Below are 20872 nucleotides of genomic sequence, written 5' to 3'. Positions count from 1 at the left end.
GCCATGGGACCGAAGATGTTCGGGCGCAACGTGGTTCGCGTCGTTGCGGCGGCCGCCGTACTGGGGATGAGCGTATCGGTGGGCGCGGGATCGGCGTTCGCGGAGAAACCCGTGGTCCCGCCGGGGGCGGCGCCGCCCGCGGGTAATGCCGCGCCGCCGGGAGCGACGGAGCGCAACGCCAACTCCGTCTGCCCGATCGGCACCGTGTGGGGCGGCGACGGGCCGACCATCCCGACTCCGCAACGCGCGCTGGACCTTCCGCACGCCTGGCAGTTCTCGAAGGGCGCCGGGCAATTGGTCGCGGTCATCGATACCGGTGTCGCGCGGCACCCCCGGCTGCCGGGGCTCATCGCGGGCGGCGACTACGTGAGCAACTCCGACGGCACCGAGGACTGCGATTCGCACGGCACCGTCGTTGCCGGAATCATCGCTGCCAGTGAGGAACCCGGCCAGGGTTTCGCGGGCGTGGCACCCGAGGCACAGATCCTCACCATCCGGCAGACCAGTTCGCAGTATCAAGAGAAGGGCAAGTCCCGCGAACAGGCGCCGGACGCCATGCCCGAGGGGTACGGCAATACGAACACGCTGGCCTCCGCGGTCCGGCGGTCGGCCGACATGGGTGCCTCGGTCATCAATATCTCGGAGGTCGCCTGCCGCGCCGAGATCGAGGACGCGAGTCTCGGTGCGGCCGTACGCTATGCCGCGCTGGAGAAGAACGTCGTCGTGGTGGCCGCCGCGGGCAACAACGACAAGTGCAAGGGCACCAATCCGGTGCTCGATCCGCTGGATCCGGCCGCGGACCCGTGGAGCAAGGTCAATATGAACGTCTCGCCCGCGCGCTACGACGACTACGTGCTGTCCGTGGGTTCGATCGACCGCAACGGCCAGCCGTCGAAGTTCACCGTGCCGGGACCGTGGGTCGGCGTGGCGGCACCGGGCGAGGACATCACCTCGCTCGACGTGCATTTCAACGAGGGCGGAAGCAAGGGCACCATCGTCGGAACGGTCAGCCCGCAGGGCCAGGGACAGCAGGCTCAACTGCAGGGAACCAGCTTCGCCGCACCCTATGTGTCGGGCGTCGCCGCCTTGATTCGCTCCCGCTTCCCCGAGCTGAGCGCGCTCGAGGTGATCCAGCGCATCGAGGCGACCGCGCACGCCCCCGCCGAGGGCTGGAATCCCTTCCTCGGATACGGCGCAGTCGACCCGGTCGCGGCCCTGACCGCCCAGGTCCCGAATCAGTTGCCGCCCAAGCATCCGAGCCCCGCCAAGAGCCTGCAGCTGCCGGTCCCCCAGGCCCCGCCGCCGCCGGACAACACCGCCCGCAACGTCGCCCTCATCGGCACCGGCGTGATCGGGTTGCTGCTCGTCCTGGGCTACCTGGCCTCGTTCCCGATCCGCCGCCGCCTCGGTGTGCGAGAGGACTGACGGCCACCGACCTCCATCGCTGCACCGGGCGGCGGCCAGTCGAGCCGCGCTAGTCGAAGCGCCAGCGGGTGGCGCCGAAGGGGTCGACCGTGGCGAGGGCGGTCACACTGCGCGGAGTAATGCGGTAGACGTGCCAGGGTGGCTTGCCTGCGGATTGGGCGCTGAATTCGGCGGTGAGGGCTTGGCCCGACTCGTCTACGCGGGCGGGCCAGCCGCCCGCGGCCCAATGGGCGGCCATCTTCGCGACCGTCGCCGGGTCGGTGACGATGTCGGCTGTGCCCTCGACCACCAGGTCGAATTCGCGGGTGGCCAGGCTCAGGGCGCAGCGGGGGTCGTGGGCGAGGTTGCGGCCCTTGCGGGTTCGCCTGCCGGTCTCGAACCAGAAGGTGCCGTCGACCCACAGGGCGCCGACGCCGGTCACGTGCGGGCTGCCGTCGGAGTTGAGGGTGGTGAGCCAGCAGGTGTGGCGGTCGGGGCCGCCGCCGCCCGGTTCCTGGGGGAATCCGGCGTCGAGCCGGGCCCGGACCTCGTCCCAGCTCATGGCCTGCTGGTCGTACAGTTCGGCAAGATTGATCGTCTCCATACGGTTGCGACTTCCTTCCCGGCCCGAATTCATCGGTATCGGGAACCATCCGACGCCGGGCAACATCGGCGCACCGACCAGCGATAGTTTCGATGCACCCTCACGGTCGGCCGTTCCGCGGCTGCCCGACGATCGATCAAGGCAGTATCCGCATGGCTCAGACCGGTATTCACACAGGTTCCGACGTGCTCTCCCCCTCGGCGACTCCGGCGGTCAGCCGCCGGGTGGCCTGGGAACGCGCCACCAATATCCCGATGGGCGTGCTGGCGGTCGCCTTTCTCGGCGTCTATGCCTGGCACGTCCTCGATACCGGGGCCTCCCCGGCACTGGACACCTGGCTGACGGCCGCCGACATCACGATCTGGGTGATCTTCGCGGCGGATTTCGCGGTCCGGGTCGGATTGTCCACTCGGCGTTGGCGTTTCCTGCGCACGCATCCGCTGGAACTACTGATCGTCGTGCTGCCGCCGATCCGCCCGCTGCGCCTGCTGCGGGCCGCACTGCTGGTGCTGGACACCCTCAATCGCAATACGTTCAACCGCATGCGCCTGTCGATCTTCGTCGGCGTGAGTTCGCTGCTGGTCGTATTCCTGTGCAGCCTGGCGATGTTCGACGCCGAGTACGGCGCGCCGGACGCCAAGGTGCAGAGCTTCGGCGACGCACTGTGGTGGGCGGTCGTCTCGGTGACCACCGTCGGCTACGGCGACTACTACCCGGTCACGGTCGAGGGACGCCTGGTCGCGCTGATCCTCATGACCTTCGGCATCGGCCTGATCAGCTTCGCCATCGGCACCACCACCAGCTGGGTACTGGACCAACTGAAGACCGTCGAGGAATCCACCGAACGCACCGACATCGAGGTCGGCAAGCTCGTCGAGGAAATCCGCGCCCTGCGCACCGAGGTCGCGGCATTGCGCCCGACGGAAATACCGTCACCGAATACCCACGGCCCGAACAGCATCGGCGGGTAACGCGGCGCCTCGTCGCTCAGTTCTGCCCGGTGGCCGTGGTCTTGTCGTCCTTGGACTTCACCAGTTCCTTGGCCGGGTTGGGGTCCGGGGCCACGCCGTCGTGGGCGACCATGGCCTCCTGGCGACCGAGGGTGGGGCCGGGGGCGAGCAGGCCGACGATCGGCCAGGGGGCCGGTTCGGGCTTGGCCTTCTCCGGGTCCATGCCCAGCGCCTTACCGGCCTCGGTGTCCTTGATGCCGTAGCGGACTCCGGTGTCGGCGATGAAGAACTGGCTGTCGCGGCGCTGGCTGTCCGGCTCGATGCCCGTGGTCTGCACGAAGACGCCGGAGCCGGGCTTGGAGTAGAACGCGTCGACATTCGGGCCGGACGCGTCGGCCTGAGCCAGCGGCGTCGTCTTCGAGTTGTCGGGCAGCGGCAGCATGTGGCCGGTGATCAGCGACAACTCGGCATGCCTACTGCCGTCCGACTTCTCGGCGGCACCGGCCATCGGCTTCCACGACAGGCAGCCCACCGGCTGATCCTTCATGTCGACGATCTTCGGCGCGAGCTCCGGGTACTTCGACACCTGCAGCTCGGTGGTCGGCGGCGCATTGGTGCTGTCGTACTGGGTGATCGAAGCATTCTGCGACACAGTCGGATTCGAGTTCCGGATGATGTCGGCGGTCAGCGGCGACACCGCCTGGATGCCGTCGCGCAGCACGACGAAGTACTGATCCTTGGTATCCACGTGCACCACATCGCCGATGCGGTGGCTGCTGCCCAGCGAATAGGAAGGCAGGCCGCCCGGATCGTCGATCTTCGGCGGCACGATCGGCAGCACCTCGGGGATCGAGTTCAGCAGGCCCTCGCTGACCGGCCGGGGCGTCATGCCGCGAATCTTCAACGCGTTGGTGACGGCGGGGTCGGTCATATCGACCCGCGCGCGCTGGTTGTCGTAGATCAGGTAGGTGGCGTCGCGGCCCTTGACCAGCAGTGCCGAATCGCGGCCCATGGTCGCGGCCTTCTCGCCCAGTATCGGGTCTCCCGCCAGCACCGTCGTGGTCAGGCCCCGGCTGCCGTCGTTGCTCATCTCGTCGCAGATCGTCCACACCCGGCCCTTGCCGGCGGTGTCGAAGTTCAGCGAGGCGGGTGCGCCCGGGATGCCGATGAGCGTGCCGCGCGGCTTCTTCGCCAGCTCCGATTCCTTGATCGACTCCGCCTTGGCGGGCTCGCCGACCGCCAGCCGCGCCGATGCCAGATTCAGCGCGGGGTGCACGACACCGTCGATCACGGCGTATACCGCGCCGCTGTCCTTGCCGAGGAGAATCTTGTTGTCGCCGATCGCCCCCTGCGGGCGCAGCAGTGCCAGCACGCCGCAGCCGGCGAGCGCGATGATGCCCAGCACCAGTCCGGCCGTGTAGGCCCGCGACTGCGAGCGCATCGGGTCGTGCAACATGCGCACATCCCGGCGTACCAGGGCGTGCTCCATCCGCCGTACCAGGAAGCGGTAACCGCTCACCTGCCAGCGAGTGGTGGGTCTTGAAGGCATAAAGGCTCCCCCGAACAGTGCTCACGTCCGCACAACACAGTACAGTTCACCGGGACTGAAGTTCAGCTCGGCCGTCGAAATGGCCGACACCGGGTACCTGGGGGACGACGATGGCCGAACCGAGCGGCACGCACAACCGCCCGCTGTTTGGACGAATCTCGCTACCGAACCTGCTGGTGGCGCAGTTGTTCGGACTAGTGGTTGGGGTGATCGTGCTGGTCGTGGGCGTGCCGTGGTGGTACGCCCTGGCCGCGGCGGTCGGGGCGGGATTGCTGGTGCTGATCCCGTTCGGCAAACGAACGCTGGCCGACTGGATCGCGACGATCTGGCGGTACCGCACCCGCCGCGACTACGAGCTCGGCGACACCGTCGACTTCCGCGGTCCCGACGGCCGCTCGCTCGGCCTGTACTGGGAGGGCAGCCGCGTGGTGGCGGTGGTCGAGGTGCTGGCACCCAAGGGCGGGCTGACCCGCATCGACCGCAACACCGTGCACGCCTCGCACCTGCTGCCGCTGCCCGAGCTGGCGCAGTGCCTGAACCAGCACGACATCCTGCTCAGCGGCATCGACATCATCAGCCACGGCCACCGCAGCCGCTCCGGTACCCCCGCCGGGCCGATCTACGAATCGCTGCTGGGCCCGCTGCCGGCCACCGCGCACCGCACGGTGTGGCTGGCCATCAGCTTCGACGCGCTGGTCTGCCCGGACGCGGCCGATCGCCGCGGTGGCGGGACCGCGGGCGCCTGCCGCGCCGTCACCATCGCGACCCAGCGCATCGTGCGCGCGCTGGAGGATGCCGACTGCGCGTCGCGCGTGCTCACCGCGCCCGAGATCAAGAAGGCGGTGCTGCAGGTCACCGCGGGCATCGATGCGCGCACGCTCAGCCACCGCTGGCGCTACGCCGAACTCGGCAACGGCGTCAACATCGGCGCGGCCGTCGATCCGAAGCAGCTGGGCTCGGACCTGCTGGCGCAGCTGTGGGTGGCGCCCTCGCGCGGCACCACCGTGGCCGTGCGGCTGCGGCCGGGCAGCTCCGCCGAGGAGGTGAATGTCGGTGCCGCATGGCGCCTGACCACCCGGGAGCTGCCGGAGAAGCAGCGGCGCAAGGGCATGGTGTCGCTGAACGGCCGCCATCGGCAGAGCCTGCTGGCGCACCTGCCGATCGGCATCCCGGACGTCGACGACACGGTGCCGCTGGGCGAGTACCCGATCGACGTGGTCGGGGCGCTGCATCTGCCGTCGTCGGGCTGCGGTCAGCTGATCGGCTCGGACGACGAGGGCAACGGTGTGGCGATCCGCCTTGTCGGACAGGGCATTTCGACCGTGTACGTCGCCGGTGAGCTGTATCTGGCGCAGCAGCTGGTGTTCCGGGCGCTGGCGGTCGGCGAGCGCATCCTCATCCGCACCGACCGGCCGCATGCCTGGCAGCAGCTGGTCGAGACCATCGGCAATCCGGAGCGGCTGACGATCGCCGTCGAAACCCACCAGAGCGACGCGAATTTCACCGCCGCCGTGGTCGACGGCGTGCTGGCGCCCGCCCCGCACGCCGGTGTCACCACCATCTACGTGACCGGCGACCCGATGGGCTGGCCCGCCACCCGCCCGGACCTGCAGATCCACCAGCCCGGCGCGATCGGCAACCACGTCATCCTGCGCACCGGAACCGCCCAGGTCGACCTGACCCTGGTGTCGATCCCCCGCGAGACCACCTACATCGGCCAGCCGCGCGGTCAGCGGCGGGCGATGGCGAGCCAGTAGATCCGGCCTACGCGGTCACGTTTCGCCTCGAGACGGCAGCTACTGCCCCGTCGACGCGAAATGTGACCGGCCAGGCCGGATGTCATCCGGGATACGGATCGGCGGCTCGCGCGGTGCGCAGGTGGCGGGCCCACCAGGACAGCTGTCGGAGCAGGCGTTGGGCGGCGTCCTTCGCGGCGCCGTCCTCGGTGTTCCCGGCGGTGTCGAATTTGCGCTTGGCCTCGTGGAAACTGACGGATTCGCGGATCGAGACCATATGGATCTCGGCGACCACCTGACGCAACTGTTCGATGGCGCGCAGACCACCGGACAGTCCGCCGTAACCGACGAAACCGATGGGCTTGGCCCGCCACTCGTGCTTCGCGGTGTCCAGGGCGGTCTTGAGCGAGGCCGGGTAGCCGTGGTTGTACTCGGAGGTGACGACGACGAAAGCGTCTGCGGCCGCGAGCCGTTCGCGATAGGCGCGGGCCTGGAGCGTCGGCGACAGGTCGGTGGGCAGCGGGGTGTCCATGAGATCGATGACCCCGATATCGAATTCGGGGTAGGCCCGCGCGGTGCGCAGGAACCAGTCGGCGACGACGGGCGCGAACCGTTCCGGTCGCACGCTGGCGACGATGACCTCGAGGCGCAGCGGGGTGTCCATGCCGGGATCCTATCCGCGGCGCGCCCGGCCGTGCCGACGCCAGGCGCGGATATCGCCGCCCCGGCACCGGACCGGCCGCGGATGGTGCACGATATTCGCTGGCTATCACCGCAGAGCAGGAAACCGGCGAACTCGGAGAGGGGGATGTGGCGATGAACGTCGGCGAATGGCTGCTGATCGAGACGCTCGCCGGTCCCGAGACCTGGTCGGTGCTGGCGGCCGGTACCGCGCCGCGGCAGTGGAAATCGTTGGCGCGCACCGTTCCCGCGCGACTGTTGCCGATCGTTGCCGCCGCGCGCAGCACCGGCCGGACGGTGGAACGCGAGCTGCCGAGATCCCGGCATTCGTGGTCGCAGCAGCCCGCGCGGGCGGTTCCCCTCGTGGGGCCGGACGGCTGCGTGTACGGCGTGCAGTTCCGGGCGGGCGGAGATGCGCCGCGACCGCCGGTGGCGCCGTTCCTGATGGACGCGCGCACCCGCCGCACCGAGGTGCTCTCGGCCGGGCTGGGACCGGCCTTCGACCGCGGCCGCTCGGTCTGGACGGGAGCCGAATCCTTCGAGCACATGGAACGTTTCGACGGCGCGCTGGACCTGGTGGCCACCGTCGCCAAGGCCGAGCCGGGGTCGCGCTGGTCGGGCACCTGCACCGTGCGCACCCCGGTGGGTCTGCGCACCCTGCTCATCGCGGCCCGCAACGCCGACGACGATCCGCACCGCTGGCGCGGGTTGCTCGCGGACGTGACCGAAAGCGTTCCGCCGCAGGGGAAATCGTTCGAGGCGGCGACGGTGGACACGCTGGTCAGCACCAATCCCGGGCTCTACCTGGCGGTGGTCGACACCGCGCGGGTCCGCCTGATCCGGTGGATCAGTGATCCGATACCGGGCCTGCGGTGGTCCGGGGACACCGACGAGCGCACCCTGCCCCACCCCGACGATCGGGAACGAATCCTGGCCGCACGCAAGGACATCCTGGCGGGCATACCGGTCTGCACAATCCCCCAGCTCCGCCTGGCCGCAACCGACGGCGATTGGCTGACCACCGACGTCGAGGTATCACCGCTCCCCTTCGGCCCACCCGACGCCGGACCACCCCAGTTCGCCCTGATCCGCATCGATCTGCGACCGGCATCGGACCAGGGAAACTGACAACCGCCGCGATCTACGACCAGCACCGGGCCGGGGACCTGCCGACCGCTGCTCAGGGGCTGGTGGCTTCGGGGCCCTTGGCGTAGTCGGCCAGGCCCTGGGTGGGGGCTATGGCGGGGGCGAAATTCAGTGCGCGGCGGGCGCGTTCGGTGTGGGCGGCGATGTGGCGGACGTCGGCGACCCGGTATTGGCCGCTGACCACCGGGGGCGGTCCGCCGCGGGCGCGAGACATGATCGAGGCCACCTCCCACAGGGTGATCGGGTGGCCGGAGGCGATGTTCAGCGGTACGAAGCCCGGTAGCGGGCGCTGCACGGCGGCGACTGTGGCGGCGGCGACATCGCGCACGTGTACGAAATCCCTGATCTGGCCGCCGTCTTCGAAGACGAACGGGGCCCGCCCCGCGTCCAGTTCGGTGCGGAAGCGGGCGGCCACACCGGAGTGCGCCGCCAGTGCGGCGCCGCCGCCGACCGGGTCGCCGTAGACGTGGTGGTAGCGCAGCACGGTCACCGCGCCGCCGGTCGTCGCGCCCCAGGCCAGCGCGTAGTTCTCCTGGGCCAGTTTGCTTGCCGCATAGGCGGTTCGGGGGCGCAGCGGCGCATCCTCGCCGACCGGTTCCCAGGTCAGGATCTCACCGGTGCGCGGCGCCAGGTGATCGAACATGCCGCGATCCAGATCGGCCCGGCGGCGCATGCCGGGGAAGTACGGCCCGCTGCGCGGCGTGCGGTAGCGCCCCTCGCCGTACACCGAGACCGACGACCCCAGCACCAGCCTGCGCACCCCGGCTCGCTCCATTGCCGCCAGGAGGACGGCGGTCCCGAAGTCGTTGTGCGCGGCGAAAACCGGTGCGCCGCGCATGGTGGGTCCGTCCGGCCGCACCGCGGTAGAACGCTCGGCCGGTGGCTGGCCACCGTCCGCCCGAGGTGACCGTTCCGGACGGCCCAGTCCGGTGGGGTGCGCCGACGACCGAGGAGCGCCCGCGGCCGGACCGGCCACCGGGCGCGTCGTCGGACCGGTCAGCGGATGCGCCGCATGCGGGCCGCCTCGGCGACCCTCACCGCTCGCGGGCCGCCCCACCGGGCGCGTGTCCGGGCCCTCGATAGGGTCCCCACCACTCGACGTTTCGGCGGCGTCGGGCGGGGGCATCTGTGCTGCTGCGGAATCGACGGCGTCTTGCCCCGAAGGCGTCGGATCCGGTGCCGCGCCGGGCGCGATCACGTCCGCGCGTTCCTTGCCCGACTCGGTCGAATCCGGCACCCGACCGGGCCTGTCCACCTGGACAATTCCCGAATCGGCAATGCCCGGCTCCGATTCGTCGGGAGTGGTGACCGCGGGCGGACCGTCGACTCGAACCGGCGCGGCAGTCGGCGGCGCGGCGGCAATGGTCCCGTCGCGGTGTGGTTCGGCGCCCTGGACCGGCGCGGCGGCGGGCGCCACCGAACCGGCCGGGACGGAGGCGGCCAGGTGGCAGACGACGTCGATGCCGCGCAGCATCGGCTCCAGGGCATCCGGATCGCGGATGTCGACCGGCGAAACCCCTTCGGGAGGTTGCGGATCGGCGCCGTGCACCGCCTCCAGCAGGGCATCGATCGCCACCACGTCATGCCCCGCGGCGCTCAGCGCTCGATGGACGTGCGACCCGACGAATCCGGCCGCACCGGTCAGCAGTACGCGCATGCGGCCGCCCCCTCGGTCACCGAGCTCGTCGCCACCGCCCGTCTGCCCATGGGCTCAGGGTAGTTCGAACGGCAGCGACACCCCGGCATGGACACGGCAGCGATCACAGGTACCGGTACCGTCCACCGTCGACACCGCCTGCCGGACAAGCTTCTTGAACGGCACCAGATTCCGTTCGAACTCCGCGAACACCGCCGCGGCGCTGACGCCCTCACCGGCCTCCAGCCCGGCATCCAGATCGGTGACCAAAGCGATTGCGGCATAGCACATCTCGAGCTCGCGAGCGAGTACGGCCTCGGGATACCCGGTCATGTTCACCAGCTCCCAGCCCTGCGCGGCGAACCAGCGGCTCTCCGCGCGGGTGGAGAATCGCGGCCCCTGCACCACGACCATCGTCCCCGCGGCCTTCATGGACAGCTCATCCACAGCGGATTGCGTTGCCGCCGTACGCAGCTCGTCGCAGTACGGATCGGCGAAGGAAACGTGGACGCCCCCGTTGTCGAAGAAGGTCTGCGCCCGGCCGGAGGTCCGGTCCACCAGTTGGTCCGGCACCGCCACCGTTCCCGGCCCCCAGTCGGCGCGCAGGCTGCCGACCGCGCACGGCGCGAAGATCCGTCGCACCCCGATCGAGCGCAGTGCCCACATGTTCGCCTGATACGGCACGGTATGCGGCGAGTACTCGTGCTTGCGGCCGTGCCGCGGCAGGAAGGCCACCTGCCGCCCCTCGACCTCTCCGACGGTGATCGGCGCGCTCGGCGCACCGTAGGGCGTCTCGATATCGAGCGTGGTCGCGTCGTCACCGAAGAAGTCGTAGAAGCCGCTGCCGCCGATGATGGCCAGCGCGGGCCGGGGAACCGAACTCATGCCCCCGATTCTCGCGCACCTCGGCGGGCACCACACCGCCCCACCCTCCGCCCCCTGACAAGACCGCCGCGGCCGTGTACCCTAGGGGGGTATTTAAGCAATGGTGGGAGTGAGGGAGCAGCCGGTGACAGAGGACCAGACCACGACGGTGGAACAACCCTGCCATGATCACGCCACGCACGGCTACATCACCGCCAAGGAGGACTACCTCAAGCGGCTGCGCCGCATCGAGGGACAGTCCCGCGGGCTGCAGCGCATGGTCGAAGAGGAAAAGTACTGCATCGACATCCTGACCCAGGTGTCGGCGATGACGAAGGCCCTGCAGGCGGTCGCGATGGGCCTGCTCGAGGACCACATCAGCCACTGCGTGGTCGACGCGGCGGTCAAGGGCGGCCCGGAAGCCGAGGCCAAGATCAAGGAGGCCACCGACGCCATCGCCCGCCTGGTGCGCTCCTGAGGCGCGCGCCCCGGTAGCTTCCGCCACTCCACGCACCCCGCGCCCACTCGCGCACCCCGTGCATGTGCCGCACGGGGTGCGTGAAGATGTGCGGGGTGCGACGTCGGCCGGTGCCGGTCTCAGACGCGTGCGGCCAGGGCGGGGGCGAGGGCGCGCAGGGTGGCCATGTAGTCCTGGTCCAAGACCTGGACGGCGATCTGGTCGGCTCCCGCGGTGAGGTGGGCGACCAGGCCGTCGGCGACCTCGTCGGCGGTGCCGTGCAGGGCGAGAGCGTCGATCAGGCGGTCGCTGCCGGGCTTGGTCACGTCCTCCTCGGAGAAGCCGAGGCGGCGCAGGTTCGACACGTAGTTCTTCAGGTCCAGGTAGAACCCCACACTGCCGCGGCCGGTGGTGCGGGCGCGGTCGACATCGGTGTCCAGCGTGACCTTGTTCTCGGCGACGAGCAGAGCACCGGTGCCCTCGATCTCCCGGGCCTGGCGGGTGTGTTCCGGAATGGTGAGATACGGCAGCGCGCCCGCGGTACGGTCGCGAGCCAGCTCCAGCACGCGCGGGCCGAGGGCGGCCAGGGCGCGACGCTCCTTCGGCACGCCCGCCTCGTCGAGCTCGTCCAGGTACTCGACCAGCGCGTCATAGGGCTTGCGATAGACCTGGTCGTGCTCGGGGTGCCCCGCACCCACGCCCAGAATGAAGCGGCCGGGGAAGCGCGCCTCGATGCGATGGAACGACTCGGCCACCTGTTTGGCCGGGGACGACCAGATATTGACGATGCTGGTGCCCACGAGCTGCGTTTCGGTCGCCTCCAGCAGAGACTCCACCACGGGCAGGTCGGCGCCGGGCGAGGCGCCCAGCCACAGCGTGCTGTACCCGAGGCCTTCCAGCTCGCGCGCGTCCTCCGGCGTGAAACCCGAGTAGTAGCGCCATACCCCGAATCGTCCAAGTCCCTGAATCGTCATATCCCAAGCGAACCAGACTCTCGCGACGAGTATTCCGCCTTCGACGAGATCCGGCGTGCCGGGAATACGAGGTGGTTACTCAGGAAACCCCCGGATGTACATGCACCGGAAGGGGTTTCGCGGACATCGGGAGCGTACGTAGTCGGGCCCGCAGGACTACATCCGTCACCTCGTGCGGTACGTCGTCCTCGTCCTCGGGCTCCTCCGGCTCGATGCCCAGCTCGAGCGCGGCTCGCTCGTGCAGGGCCCGCGCGGCCAATGCCGCCTCGACCTGCCACCGGAATTCGTCGGCCGCGATGGGCTCGCCGGAGGAGGACTCGCGTTCGTCGGTCAGGCGGCGCGCCTCGGCCAGGCCCTCGCCGATGAACGGGGCCAGGTCGTTGGCGGCGCCGCAGTCCTCGTCATCGATGAAAAGCAGGACCCCGTCCGCACGTCCGGCCCGCTCGAAGCTGCCGTACAGCACCGATCCCTGCCCGTCCGCCGTCGTCCAGCGCAGATACTCGCCCGCGGTGACCGGCCGCGCGAGTTCGGCCACCCAGGCCGGGGCCTCGACCCCGGTCGCGGCCAGACGGTCCGCCGCCTCCAGCGCCGCCGTACGCGACGGCTCGGGGGTCAGCGCGGCGATGCACTGCAGGAAGGCCACCCCGCCGGGCCCGGCCTGGCGCAAGGCCTCCTCGATGAACATGCTGGCGAACGGCTCGTCGTACTCCGGGGTGCCGTACGTCGCGGCCAGTAGCGAGGCCGCCAGATACTCCCCATCCACCGGGTCGTCCACGTCGGCGAGCCGCGCGATGGTGGCCTCGATATCGTCGATCATCCCCTCGAATCCGCTGCGGTCGATGCCGACGTCGACCGCGTCGAGATCGAGCGCACCGAGCTCCGGAGACGCGACCGACTCGGCCTCGCGGACCTGCTGCTTCTTGTTCTTGCCCTTACGGCCACGACTCACCGGACTCATGTGGCCCGAGTCTGCCATCCGCGCCCGCCCGTCCCGTCACCAACTCGCGCAGTGTCGCCGAGTGGGAACTCTCCGTGACCCCTTCCTGGGCCGATGCCACGGAAACTTCCCGGTATTCGGCGACCGGTTTAGGTGCCGCAGCAACCTGGGTCCGTGGGGAGGAGGGTGCGGGTTTCGCGGGTTTGGGCGTTGCGGTCGGCGAGGTCGGCGTCGGCGGGGTAGTCGACGGCGATGAGGCTCAGGCCGTGCGCGGGGGCGACGGTGACCGAGCTGGACCGCTCGCGCTCGGCGAGGAGCCCGGCTACCCAGTCGGGGGTGCGTCGGCCCTCCCCGACCGCCAGCACCGCACCGACCAAGCTGCGGACCATGGACCAGCAGAACGCGTCCGCACTGACATAGGCCGTCAGCAGTTGGCCGCGGTCGGGAGCCGAATGCCCGTCGGGCCCGCCGGACTCGTCGTCCACGACGTGATCGGCCGATGCGACCCAGTCGAACCGCTGCAGTTCGCGGACAGTCGTCGCGCCTTCGCGGCGGCGGCAGAAGGCCGCGAAATCGTGCAGCCCGAGCAGTCTGCGCGACGCCTCCCGCATCGCGTCCAGATCGACCGCGCGGCACGGCACCACACTGCGTGCCCGCAGCGGATCGGCACCGTAGGGCGCCGTGGTCAGCCGGTACGCGTAGTGGCGGCGGATCGCGGAGAAGCGGGCGTCGAATTCGGGTGGGGCGACGCGGATGCCGGTGACCCGCACGTCTTTCGGCAGGAAGCGGGCCAGGCGGTGGACGAGCTTGGGCCCGTCGAATTGCGCGGCGGTGTCGAAGTGGGCGACCTGCCCCTCGGCGTGCACCCCGGAGTCGGTGCGCCCGGCGACCGTGAGCTGGATCGGCTCGCGCAGCACCTTGCTCAGCGTCTCCTCGAGCACGCCCTGCACCGTGCGCAGGCCCGGCTGCCGCGCCCAGCCGGTGAAATCGGTGCCGTCGTAGGCGATATCGAGTCGTACTCGAATCGCAACGGTTTGCCGGGCCGAATCCGGACTGGTCACAGCCATCTCCTGGTTAACATGAGAGAAGCCCGCCGACCCGGAGGGGACGGCGGGCTCACTCATGCCGATGCCTCGCTAGCGCTCGGCATCGCCATGAGTCCTACTTCTCGTCGGCCTTCTCCTCGGCCGCCGGGGCCTCGGCCTCGGTCGCCTCGGCGGTGGCCTCCTCCGCGGACTCTTCGACCTTGTCCTCGACCGGGGCATCGGCCTTGGCCTTCTGCGACGCAGCAACGCGGCGAGCACGATCGGCCTCGTTGGTCACGGTCTTCTCCCGGACCAGCTCGATGATCGCCATCGGCGCGTTGTCACCCTTGCGCGGCATGGTCTTGATGATCCGAGTGTAGCCACCCTCGCGGCCCTCGAACGACGGTCCGATGGTCGCGAAGAGCTCGTGCACCACGTCCTTGTTGCGGATCACCTTGAGCACCTCGCGGCGGTCGGCCAGCGAGCCGGCCTTGGCCTTGGTGACAAGCTTCTCGGCGTACGGGCGCAGCGCCTTGGCCTTGGCCTCGGTGGTCGTGATACGACCGTGCTCGAAGAGCGCCGTGGCCAGATTGGCGAAGATCGCCTTCTGGTGCGACGCCGACCCGCCGAAGCGGGCACCCTTCTTGGGCTTGGGCATTGTTGGTTCTCCTTGTGTGAGGCCGAACCGGGGCTGCCACCCCGTACGGCCTAGAGCTGTTCGGTCTCGGCGTAGTCCTGCTCGCCGTGGTCGGTGTCGCTGAACGAGCCGCTGTCGCTCCAGGTTCCGGTGGAGGCGTCGTAGCCGACGACGCTGGACGGATCGAAGGAGGCCGGGCTGTCCTTCAGCGAGAGGCCCAGCGAGTGCAGCTTGACCTTGACCTCGTCGATGGACTTCTGGCCGAAGTTACGAATGTCCAGCAGATCCGACTCGGTGCGGGCCACCAGCTCGCCGACGGTGTGCACACCCTCGCGCTTGAGGCAGTTGTACGACCGCACGGTGAGGTCCAGGTCCTCGATCGGCAGCGCGAACGAGGCGATGTGATCCGCCTCGGCCGGGCTGGGGCCGATCTCGATGCCCTCGGCCTCCACGTTGAGCTCACGCGCCAGGCCGAACAGCTCGACCAGGGTCTTACCGGCCGACGCCAGCGCATCCCGCGGGGAGATCGAGTTCTTGGTCTCGACATCCAGGATGAGCCGGTCGAAGTCGGTGCGCTGCTCGACACGGGTCGCCTCGACCTTGTAGGTCACCTTCAGCACCGGCGAGTAGATCGAATCCACCGGGATCCGGCCGATCTCCGCGCCCGAGGCCTTGTTCTGCACGGCCGGGACGTAGCCGCGACCGCGCTCGACCACGAGCTCGATCTCCAGCTTGCCCTTGTCGTTCAGGGTGGCGATGTGCATGTCCGGGTTGTGGACGGTGACACCGGCCGGCGGGACGATGTCACCGGCGGTGACCGTGCCCGGGCCCTGCTTGCGCACGTACATGGTGACCGGCTCGTCCTCTTCGGACGACACGACCAGGCCCTTGAGGTTCAGGATGATGTCGGTGACATCCTCCTTCACGCCCGGGACGGTGGTGAACTCGTGCAGCACGCCGTCGATGCGGATGCTGGTGACGGCGGCACCCGGGATGCTCGAGAGCAGGGTGCGCCGCAGCGAGTTGCCGAGGGTGTAGCCGAAGCCCGGCTCGAGCGGTTCGATGGTGAACTTCGAGCGGTTCTCCGCCAAGACCTCTTCGGTCAGCGTCGGTCGCTGTGAAATCAGCATGAGGATCTCCTCCTTCAGGGGCGCCCGCTATTTGACGCCCACGAACTGGGGCGTGGGGATGGTCGGCCGAGGCTCTCCATCCCCACCAGCAACGCTCAGCCTTACTTCGAGTAGTACTCGACGATGAGCTGTTCGTTGATCGGCACGTCGATCTGCGCACGCTCCGGCAGCTGGTGGACCAGGATCCGCAGCCGGTTCGGCACCACCTGCAGCCAGCCCGGGATCGGGCGGTCGCCGTGGGTCTCGCGCGCCACCTGGAACGGCAGCGTGGCCAGCGACTTCTCCTTGACATCGATGATGTCGTACTGGCCGACCTGGAAGCTGGGGACGTCCACCTTCTTGCCGTTGACCAGCAGGTGGCCGTGGCTCACCAGCTGGCGGGCCTGACGGCGGGTGCGGGCCAGGCCGGCGCGGTACACGACGTTGTCCAGCCGGGACTCGAGCAGCTGCAGCATGTTGTCGCCGGTCTTACCCTTGCGACGGTTCGCCTCTTCGTAGTAGCGGCGGAACTGCTTCTCCATGACGCCGTAGGTGAAGCGGGCCTTCTGCTTCTCCTGCAGCTGGACCAGGTACTCGCTCTCCTTGATCCGCGCGCGGCCGTGCTGGCCGGGCGGGTAGGGGCGACGCTCGAACGCCTGGTCGCCTCCGACGAGGTCGACGCGCAGACGACGCGACTTGCGGGTGATGGGGCCGGTGTAACGAGCCATAATTCTCTACCTTCCTTCCCGCTAGACGCGACGCCGCTTGGGCGGACGGCAGCCGTTGTGCGGCTGCGGGGTGACATCGGAGATCGTGCCCACCTCGAGGCCGGTGGCCTGCAGCGAGCGGATCGCGGTCTCGCGGCCCGAACCCGGGCCCTTGACGAACACGTCGACCTTCTTGACGCCGTGCTCCTGCGCCTTGCGGGCGGCGTTCTCGGCAGCGAGCTGCGCGGCGAACGGGGTCGACTTGCGCGAACCCTTGAAGCCGACGTGACCCGACGACGCCCACGCGATGACGTTGCCGGTCGGGTCGGTGATGGTCACGATCGTGTTGTTGAACGTGCTCTTGATGTGCGCGCTGCCGTGGGGAACGTTCTTCTTGTCCCTGCGACGCGACTTCTGGGTCTTCTTGGGGCCGGAGGCCCGACTCTTCGGAGGCATCGGTTATCCCTACTTCTTCTTGCCGGCGACGGTCTTCTTCGGACCCTTGCGCGTGCGCGCATTGGTCTTGGTCCGCTGGCCGCGCACCGGCAGGTGGCGACGGTGGCGGATGCCCTGGTAGCAGCCGATCTCGATCTTGCGACGGATGTCGGCCTGCACCTCGCGGCGCAGGTCACCTTCGACCTTGAATTCCGACGCTTCGATGTAGTCGCGCAACCGGGTGACGTCGTCGTCGGTGAGATCCTTCGAACGCAGGTCCGGGCTGACGCCCGTGGCTGCCAGGATCTCCTTCGAGCGGGTACGGCCGACGCCGAAAATGTAGGTCAGTGCGACCTCCATGCGCTTCTCGCGCGGGAGATCGACGCCCATCAGACGTGCCATGTGGCGATTCCTTAATCGTTGCGGAGGTCTTCTCCCTGTCCATCCCCGCTAGTGGGGCCCCGGCCTCCGTTCCGGGGGTAGGTCACCATCCGCCCTTACGGGCTCGCCGACGGTGACTGGCTCTGGGAGGTCTTCTTCTCAGTCAAGCCGAACTGCGTTCGTGCTCTACCGTGATCGCTCCTGCACTCAGCCCTGACGCTGCTTGTGGCGCAGGTTGTCGCAGATCACCATGACCCGCCCGTTACGGCGGATCACCTTGCACTTCTCGCAGATCTTCTTGACGCTCGGCTGAACCTTCACGTCCGTCCAATCTGGTTGTGGTTCACAGGGGTGTGAACACAGGTTTTCCCCGGCCTATCGACCGGGGAAGTCTTTGTTGTCGTGCGGCGTCGCCGCCGTCACTTGTAGCGGTAGACGATGCGACCGCGGGACAGGTCGTAGGGCGACAGCTCCACCACCACACGGTCCTCGGGCAGGATGCGAATGTAGTGCTGCCGCATCTTGCCGCTGATGTGCGCGAGAACCTTGTGCCCGTTCTCCAGCTCGATCCGGAACATCGCATTGGGCAGCGGCTCGATAACTCGACCCTCGACCTCGATGGCCCCGTCTTTCTTCGCCATATCCTCCGCGATCCCGTTTACGCTGGCCCCTGGCTGGGCCCAACTCTTCGGCTAGCTCTCACTGCAGTTTGTCGTGCACTTGCGTCCACCTGGTGCCATACTCACCGGAAGTAACATGCGGACATGAGCGACCGGCGGATAGGTGCACCGCCGATCAATGCTACCTGTGCATGTACGACCCGGCCAAATGGGGTCCGATGCGAGGTCAGTACGCATCCAGGGGTCTGCGTCCGGTGACCGGTCCCCACACCCCGATCAGCACGATCATCGACACCAGCGCGAGGGTGATCACCGTGAACACCGCGCCCGAACCCCGGCTGTCCAGGAGCGGGAGCAGCAGGAACGGCTGGACCGCGGTGCTGAGCTTGGACAGGGAGTAGGTGGCGCCGGAGGCCGTGCCGCGCACGCTGGTGGGGAACGATTCCGGCAGGTAGGTGTGGATCGCGTCCGAGAAGACGTTGCTGGCCAGGGTGAACACGCCACCGGAGATCAGGATCAGCGGCACGCTGGTCGCGAAGCCGAAGATCAGGCCGAACACCGCCATCACCGCCGTGGCGGCCATCACCAGGTACTTGCGTTCCATGCGCTCGATCAGCGGGATCGCCAGCAGCGACCCGAGCGGGTAGCCGAGGTAGGTGACGGCCAGGTAGCCGAGGCTGTTGACGACCGTGAAGCCCTTGTGCTGCAACACGAGCACGGCCAGCGTGCCGAAGCCGTAGTAGCCGAACACCTGCAGGATCATGACCGCGGAGAACAGGGCGGTGCGCCCGCGGAACGGTTTGCGCAGAATCTCGAGGAAGGGCGCGGGCGCGGCCTCCGCGTTGCGCACGTCGCGCTGCCGGGCCAGCCAGTGCGGCGATTCGGGCATGTGCCGACGGGCCACGAAAACCAGCGCCGCCCCGAGGCCGCCGATCACGAACAGCCAGCGCCAGCCGTCCACACCCAGCGGATCCAGCGGCACCAACCAGCGGGCCAGGAAGCCGACGGCCGGGACGGCGCAGAAGCCGATCGTGTAGGCGATGGCGATCATGCGGCCGCGCACCTGCGGCGGCACCACCTCCGACAGATAGGTGTCGGAGAGGGTCATCTCCGCCCCGATGCCCAGACCGGCCAGGACGCGGGTCGCCATCAGGAACCAGACGTTCGGGCTGAACGCACCCAGCAGCGTGAACCCCGCGTACAGCCCGATGTTGATCATGAACATCCGGCGGCGGCCGAACACGTCCGACAGGCGGCCGAGCAGTAGTGCGCCGACGAACTGTCCGGCGAAGGCCGAGGCGAGGATGCCGCTGAGCTCATAGGTCGACAGCTGCAGCTGTTGCTTCAGCACACCGGTGATGGTTCCCGCGAGGAACAGTTCGTACAGGTCGAAGAACAGGCCCATGCCGACCAGGGCGACCAGCTTCCCGTGGATCGGTCGGACCGGGAGCACGTCCAGGCGGTCCCCGGGGTCGACTGCGGTTGCCATTCCGTCATGTTCCCGATCTCGCAACTGCACGGCAATGCGGGGCGCCTAGTGTGGGGAAGACGACACTCGACACATGTACCGCTGGGCGGGCCGATGCCGGGTAGCGCGTGCCTCGCCACCGTTGGTGCTCGCGTAAACTACGGCCTGTCCAGGTAATCGGTCCAGCAGATCCAGGGGGCCTCGTGAGTGAGCGCAGCCAGCGAGCCGTGGGCGCAGCGCGCGGCACGCACGGTGTCACCGAGTGTGAGCGAGGTGACGTCGGGGGCGTGCAAGCCATGGACACGGCTGGTGGCGAGGCGAAGTCGTGAGCGAGCTTGCGAGCGAACCGAAGACACAGTGTCCGCGGGGCACGACGGAGCCGAGCGTTAGCGAGGTGGAGTCGTGAGCGAGCTTGCGAGCGAACCGAAGACACAGCGTCCGCGGGGCACGACGGAGCCGAGCGTTAGCGAGGTGGAGTCGTGAGTCGCAACAACGATCTTCCGATGCTGCCGCCCTGGCTCTCGGAGAGTGATGTCTCCCAGTCCGGCTATGAGGCGCCGGTCCAGAACCTGCCGCACGAGGACTTCATTCCCGACCAGGCGCTGAAGAAGCGCTCGAAGCGCAAACCGGACGACAAGCCCGAGCCCGACGGCGGCAAGAAGCGCCGCAAGACCTGGCGCAAGGACAAGCCCGACGCACCGGAGCCGGAGCGGACGGACTGGGGCCAGCCACCGGCCCCCGAAACCGCTGCGCCGCAGGGTGATTACCGCACACCGGACTCCTTCCGGCCGAGCAACGAATTCCACTCCGGCGGACTCGCGCCCGACCGGCCGCAACCACCGCAGCCCGGCAGGGACGATTTCCGGACCCCGCACCATGATCCACGCGGCGGCGGCCCGGGCCCGGCGCAGCACGGCCCCACGATGCCTCCGGCACCGGATCCGAACGCGGGCGGCGGTTTCCATCCCACCCCCGCGCCCACGGGCGGTGATTTCGCGCCGCCGCAGCACTCGGGACCGCGACCACCGTTCCCCGACGCACCACAGCGGGGACCCGAACAACCACCGCAATATTCAGGCTCGCGCCCGCCGCTGCCCGACGCACCACAGCGCGGACCCGAACAGCCGTCGCAGCATTCGGGTTCACGCCCGCCGCTCCCCGACGCACCGCAACGCGGGCCGGACGCACCGTCGCATTCGGGACAGCGCCCGCCACTCCCCGACGCACCGCAACGCGGACCCGAACAGCCACCGCAGCATTCAGGCTCGCGCCCGCCACTCCCCGACGCACCGCAACGCGGACCCGAACAGCCACCGCAGCATTCAGGCTCGCGCCCGCCTCTTCCGGACGCACCGACGCGCGGGCCCGGTGCCGAGGCGCAGCCGTCGTGGCAGTCCGGTCCGTCGCAGCCCTCCATCCCGACGGTTCCGCCTGCGCCGCAGGCCTATTCGGGCAATACGCCGCCCACCCCGGATCCGTCGGAGCTGACGGTGCGGGTCACGGGCCGCCCGGACCTGCCGCCGCCACCCGCACCGGCCGAGCGGTCGGCGCG

Annotated in this window: 21 protein-coding genes and 1 pseudogene; 6 read left to right on the top strand and 16 right to left on the bottom strand. The window is 69.2% G+C overall.

What is annotated here, in order from left to right; all coding sequences use genetic code 11:
- The first annotated feature begins 3 nt into the window (after window positions 1-3).
- Window positions 4-1425, top strand: coding sequence for a type VII secretion-associated serine protease mycosin (mycP, locus tag NM1_RS17150; RefSeq protein WP_246010859.1), 1422 nt, complete (start codon window positions 4-6; stop codon window positions 1423-1425).
- Between the two features lie 49 nt (window positions 1426-1474).
- Here mycP and NM1_RS17145 read toward each other — a convergent pair whose 3' ends face one another.
- On the bottom strand, window positions 1475-2008 hold the full coding sequence (locus NM1_RS17145) for a pyridoxamine 5'-phosphate oxidase family protein (RefSeq protein WP_068020704.1): 534 nt from the start codon (window positions 2006-2008) through the stop codon (window positions 1475-1477).
- A gap of 152 nt (window positions 2009-2160) precedes the next feature.
- On the opposite strand from NM1_RS17145, the gene NM1_RS17140 reads away from it, so the two are divergent.
- Entirely contained in the window at window positions 2161-2979 is an 819-nt protein-coding gene (locus NM1_RS17140) for a potassium channel family protein (protein WP_068020701.1), read from the top strand.
- A 16-nt stretch (window positions 2980-2995) separates the two neighbouring features.
- On the opposite strand, the gene eccB is transcribed toward NM1_RS17140, so the two are convergent.
- Window positions 2996-4507: a type VII secretion protein EccB gene (gene eccB / locus NM1_RS17135; RefSeq protein ID WP_084519722.1), complete on the bottom strand. Its 1512-nt coding sequence runs from the start codon at window positions 4505-4507 to the stop codon at window positions 2996-2998.
- A 110-nt stretch (window positions 4508-4617) separates the two neighbouring features.
- Between eccB and eccE the strand changes: the two genes are divergently transcribed.
- The gene (eccE, locus tag NM1_RS17130) at window positions 4618-6264 is read left to right on the top strand and encodes a type VII secretion protein EccE (protein ID WP_068020696.1); all 1647 of its coding nucleotides are present in this window, start codon (window positions 4618-4620) and stop codon (window positions 6262-6264) included.
- A gap of 82 nt (window positions 6265-6346) precedes the next feature.
- Here the strand turns inward: eccE and NM1_RS17125 are convergent, their stop codons facing one another.
- Entirely contained in the window at window positions 6347-6907 is a 561-nt protein-coding gene (locus NM1_RS17125) for an NADPH-dependent FMN reductase (RefSeq protein ID WP_068020694.1), read from the bottom strand.
- Between the two features lie 152 nt (window positions 6908-7059).
- Between NM1_RS17125 and NM1_RS17120 the strand changes: the two genes are divergently transcribed.
- Window positions 7060-8052 carry a GAF domain-containing protein gene (locus NM1_RS17120; protein ID WP_068020692.1) on the top strand — a complete coding sequence of 331 codons (993 nt, stop codon included), beginning with the start codon at window positions 7060-7062 and terminating at the stop codon, window positions 8050-8052.
- A gap of 52 nt (window positions 8053-8104) precedes the next feature.
- Here the strand turns inward: NM1_RS17120 and NM1_RS44655 are convergent, their stop codons facing one another.
- Window positions 8105-9727: an NAD-dependent epimerase/dehydratase family protein gene (locus NM1_RS44655; protein WP_068020690.1), complete on the bottom strand. Its 1623-nt coding sequence runs from the start codon at window positions 9725-9727 to the stop codon at window positions 8105-8107.
- A 54-nt stretch (window positions 9728-9781) separates the two neighbouring features.
- Window positions 9782-10591 (bottom strand): S-methyl-5'-thioadenosine phosphorylase, encoded by an 810-nt coding sequence (locus NM1_RS17110; protein ID WP_068020686.1) that lies wholly within the window; start codon window positions 10589-10591, stop codon window positions 9782-9784.
- 100 nt (window positions 10592-10691) lie between these two features.
- On the opposite strand from NM1_RS17110, the gene NM1_RS17105 reads away from it, so the two are divergent.
- Window positions 10692-11048, top strand: coding sequence for a metal-sensitive transcriptional regulator (locus tag NM1_RS17105; RefSeq protein WP_373864048.1), 357 nt, complete (start codon window positions 10692-10694; stop codon window positions 11046-11048).
- Between the two features lie 119 nt (window positions 11049-11167).
- Here the strand turns inward: NM1_RS17105 and NM1_RS17100 are convergent, their stop codons facing one another.
- The 11 genes from NM1_RS17100 to NM1_RS17055 form a co-directional block, all read right to left on the bottom strand.
- Window positions 11168-12001, bottom strand: a complete 834-nt coding sequence (locus NM1_RS17100) for an LLM class F420-dependent oxidoreductase (RefSeq protein WP_068020684.1) — start codon at window positions 11999-12001, stop codon at window positions 11168-11170.
- 79 nt (window positions 12002-12080) lie between these two features.
- A complete protein-coding gene (locus NM1_RS17095) occupies window positions 12081-12959 on the bottom strand; it encodes a hypothetical protein (RefSeq protein ID WP_068020682.1) in 879 nt (292 codons plus the stop codon).
- A gap of 128 nt (window positions 12960-13087) precedes the next feature.
- Window positions 13088-14005 (bottom strand): tRNA pseudouridine(38-40) synthase TruA, encoded by a 918-nt coding sequence (gene truA / locus NM1_RS17090; protein ID WP_068020680.1) that lies wholly within the window; start codon window positions 14003-14005, stop codon window positions 13088-13090.
- 94 nt (window positions 14006-14099) lie between these two features.
- Complete coding sequence (gene rplQ, locus NM1_RS17085; protein WP_068020678.1) at window positions 14100-14621, bottom strand: 50S ribosomal protein L17; 522 nt, start codon at window positions 14619-14621, stop codon at window positions 14100-14102.
- Between the two features lie 50 nt (window positions 14622-14671).
- Window positions 14672-15730, bottom strand: a complete 1059-nt coding sequence (locus NM1_RS17080; RefSeq protein WP_068020676.1) for a DNA-directed RNA polymerase subunit alpha — start codon at window positions 15728-15730, stop codon at window positions 14672-14674.
- Between the two features lie 101 nt (window positions 15731-15831).
- Window positions 15832-16437, bottom strand: coding sequence for a 30S ribosomal protein S4 (rpsD, locus tag NM1_RS17075; protein WP_068020674.1), 606 nt, complete (start codon window positions 16435-16437; stop codon window positions 15832-15834).
- Window positions 16438-16458: 21 nt separating this feature from the next.
- Complete coding sequence (rpsK, locus tag NM1_RS17070) at window positions 16459-16872, bottom strand: 30S ribosomal protein S11 (RefSeq protein WP_068020673.1); 414 nt, start codon at window positions 16870-16872, stop codon at window positions 16459-16461.
- A gap of 9 nt (window positions 16873-16881) precedes the next feature.
- Window positions 16882-17253 carry a 30S ribosomal protein S13 gene (gene rpsM / locus NM1_RS17065; RefSeq protein ID WP_068020671.1) on the bottom strand — a complete coding sequence of 124 codons (372 nt, stop codon included), beginning with the start codon at window positions 17251-17253 and terminating at the stop codon, window positions 16882-16884.
- Between the two features lie 186 nt (window positions 17254-17439).
- Window positions 17440-17553, bottom strand: coding sequence for a 50S ribosomal protein L36 (rpmJ, locus tag NM1_RS41205; RefSeq protein ID WP_025347279.1), 114 nt, complete (start codon window positions 17551-17553; stop codon window positions 17440-17442).
- Window positions 17554-17651: 98 nt separating this feature from the next.
- The gene (gene infA, locus NM1_RS17060) at window positions 17652-17873 is read right to left on the bottom strand and encodes a translation initiation factor IF-1 (protein ID WP_003886926.1); all 222 of its coding nucleotides are present in this window, start codon (window positions 17871-17873) and stop codon (window positions 17652-17654) included.
- A 205-nt stretch (window positions 17874-18078) separates the two neighbouring features.
- Window positions 18079-19341, bottom strand: coding sequence for an MFS transporter (locus NM1_RS17055; RefSeq protein WP_068020669.1), 1263 nt, complete (start codon window positions 19339-19341; stop codon window positions 18079-18081).
- A gap of 458 nt (window positions 19342-19799) precedes the next feature.
- On the opposite strand from NM1_RS17055, the pseudogene NM1_RS17050 reads away from it, so the two are divergent.
- Window positions 19800-20872 (top strand): annotated as a pseudogene (locus NM1_RS17050) (hypothetical protein); the annotation flags it as partial.

The organism is Nocardia mexicana NBRC 108244, from assembly GCF_001613165.1.
GTDB lineage: Bacteria > Actinomycetota > Actinomycetes > Mycobacteriales > Mycobacteriaceae > Nocardia > Nocardia mexicana.
Note: the sequence above shows the minus strand (reverse complement) of the source record. Positions and strands in the feature narration are given on the sequence as shown.

Bases quoted from the DNA above. Each gene is read 5' to 3' on its own strand.
- rpsM (WP_068020671.1), bottom strand. From the start codon at position 17,253: ATGGCACGTCTGATGGGCGTCGATCTCCCGCGCGAGAAGCGCATGGAG.
- rplQ (WP_068020678.1), bottom strand. From the start codon at position 14,621: ATGCCCAAGCCCAAGAAGGGTGCCCGCTTCGGCGGGTCGGCGTCGCAC.
- NM1_RS17080 (WP_068020676.1), bottom strand. From the start codon at position 15,730: ATGCTGATTTCACAGCGACCGACGCTGACCGAAGAGGTCTTGGCGGAG.
- NM1_RS44655 (WP_068020690.1), bottom strand. From the start codon at position 9,727: ATGCGCGTACTGCTGACCGGTGCGGCCGGATTCGTCGGGTCGCACGTC.
- NM1_RS17140 (WP_068020701.1), top strand. From the start codon at position 2,161: ATGGCTCAGACCGGTATTCACACAGGTTCCGACGTGCTCTCCCCCTCG.
- NM1_RS17110 (WP_068020686.1), bottom strand. From the start codon at position 10,591: ATGAGTTCGGTTCCCCGGCCCGCGCTGGCCATCATCGGCGGCAGCGGC.
- mycP (WP_246010859.1), top strand. From the start codon at position 4: ATGGGACCGAAGATGTTCGGGCGCAACGTGGTTCGCGTCGTTGCGGCG.
- eccE (WP_068020696.1), top strand. From the start codon at position 4,618: ATGGCCGAACCGAGCGGCACGCACAACCGCCCGCTGTTTGGACGAATC.
- truA (WP_068020680.1), bottom strand. From the start codon at position 14,005: ATGGCTGTGACCAGTCCGGATTCGGCCCGGCAAACCGTTGCGATTCGA.
- rpsK (WP_068020673.1), bottom strand. From the start codon at position 16,872: ATGCCTCCGAAGAGTCGGGCCTCCGGCCCCAAGAAGACCCAGAAGTCG.
- NM1_RS17100 (WP_068020684.1), bottom strand. From the start codon at position 12,001: ATGACGATTCAGGGACTTGGACGATTCGGGGTATGGCGCTACTACTCG.
- eccB (WP_084519722.1), bottom strand. From the start codon at position 4,507: ATGCCTTCAAGACCCACCACTCGCTGGCAGGTGAGCGGTTACCGCTTC.
- NM1_RS17145 (WP_068020704.1), bottom strand. From the start codon at position 2,008: ATGGAGACGATCAATCTTGCCGAACTGTACGACCAGCAGGCCATGAGC.
- rpsD (WP_068020674.1), bottom strand. From the start codon at position 16,437: ATGGCTCGTTACACCGGCCCCATCACCCGCAAGTCGCGTCGTCTGCGC.
- NM1_RS17125 (WP_068020694.1), bottom strand. From the start codon at position 6,907: ATGGACACCCCGCTGCGCCTCGAGGTCATCGTCGCCAGCGTGCGACCG.
- NM1_RS17095 (WP_068020682.1), bottom strand. From the start codon at position 12,959: ATGAGTCCGGTGAGTCGTGGCCGTAAGGGCAAGAACAAGAAGCAGCAG.
- NM1_RS17120 (WP_068020692.1), top strand. From the start codon at position 7,060: ATGAACGTCGGCGAATGGCTGCTGATCGAGACGCTCGCCGGTCCCGAG.
- infA (WP_003886926.1), bottom strand. From the start codon at position 17,873: ATGGCGAAGAAAGACGGGGCCATCGAGGTCGAGGGTCGAGTTATCGAG.
- NM1_RS17105 (WP_373864048.1), top strand. From the start codon at position 10,692: ATGGTGGGAGTGAGGGAGCAGCCGGTGACAGAGGACCAGACCACGACG.
- NM1_RS17055 (WP_068020669.1), bottom strand. From the start codon at position 19,341: ATGGCAACCGCAGTCGACCCCGGGGACCGCCTGGACGTGCTCCCGGTC.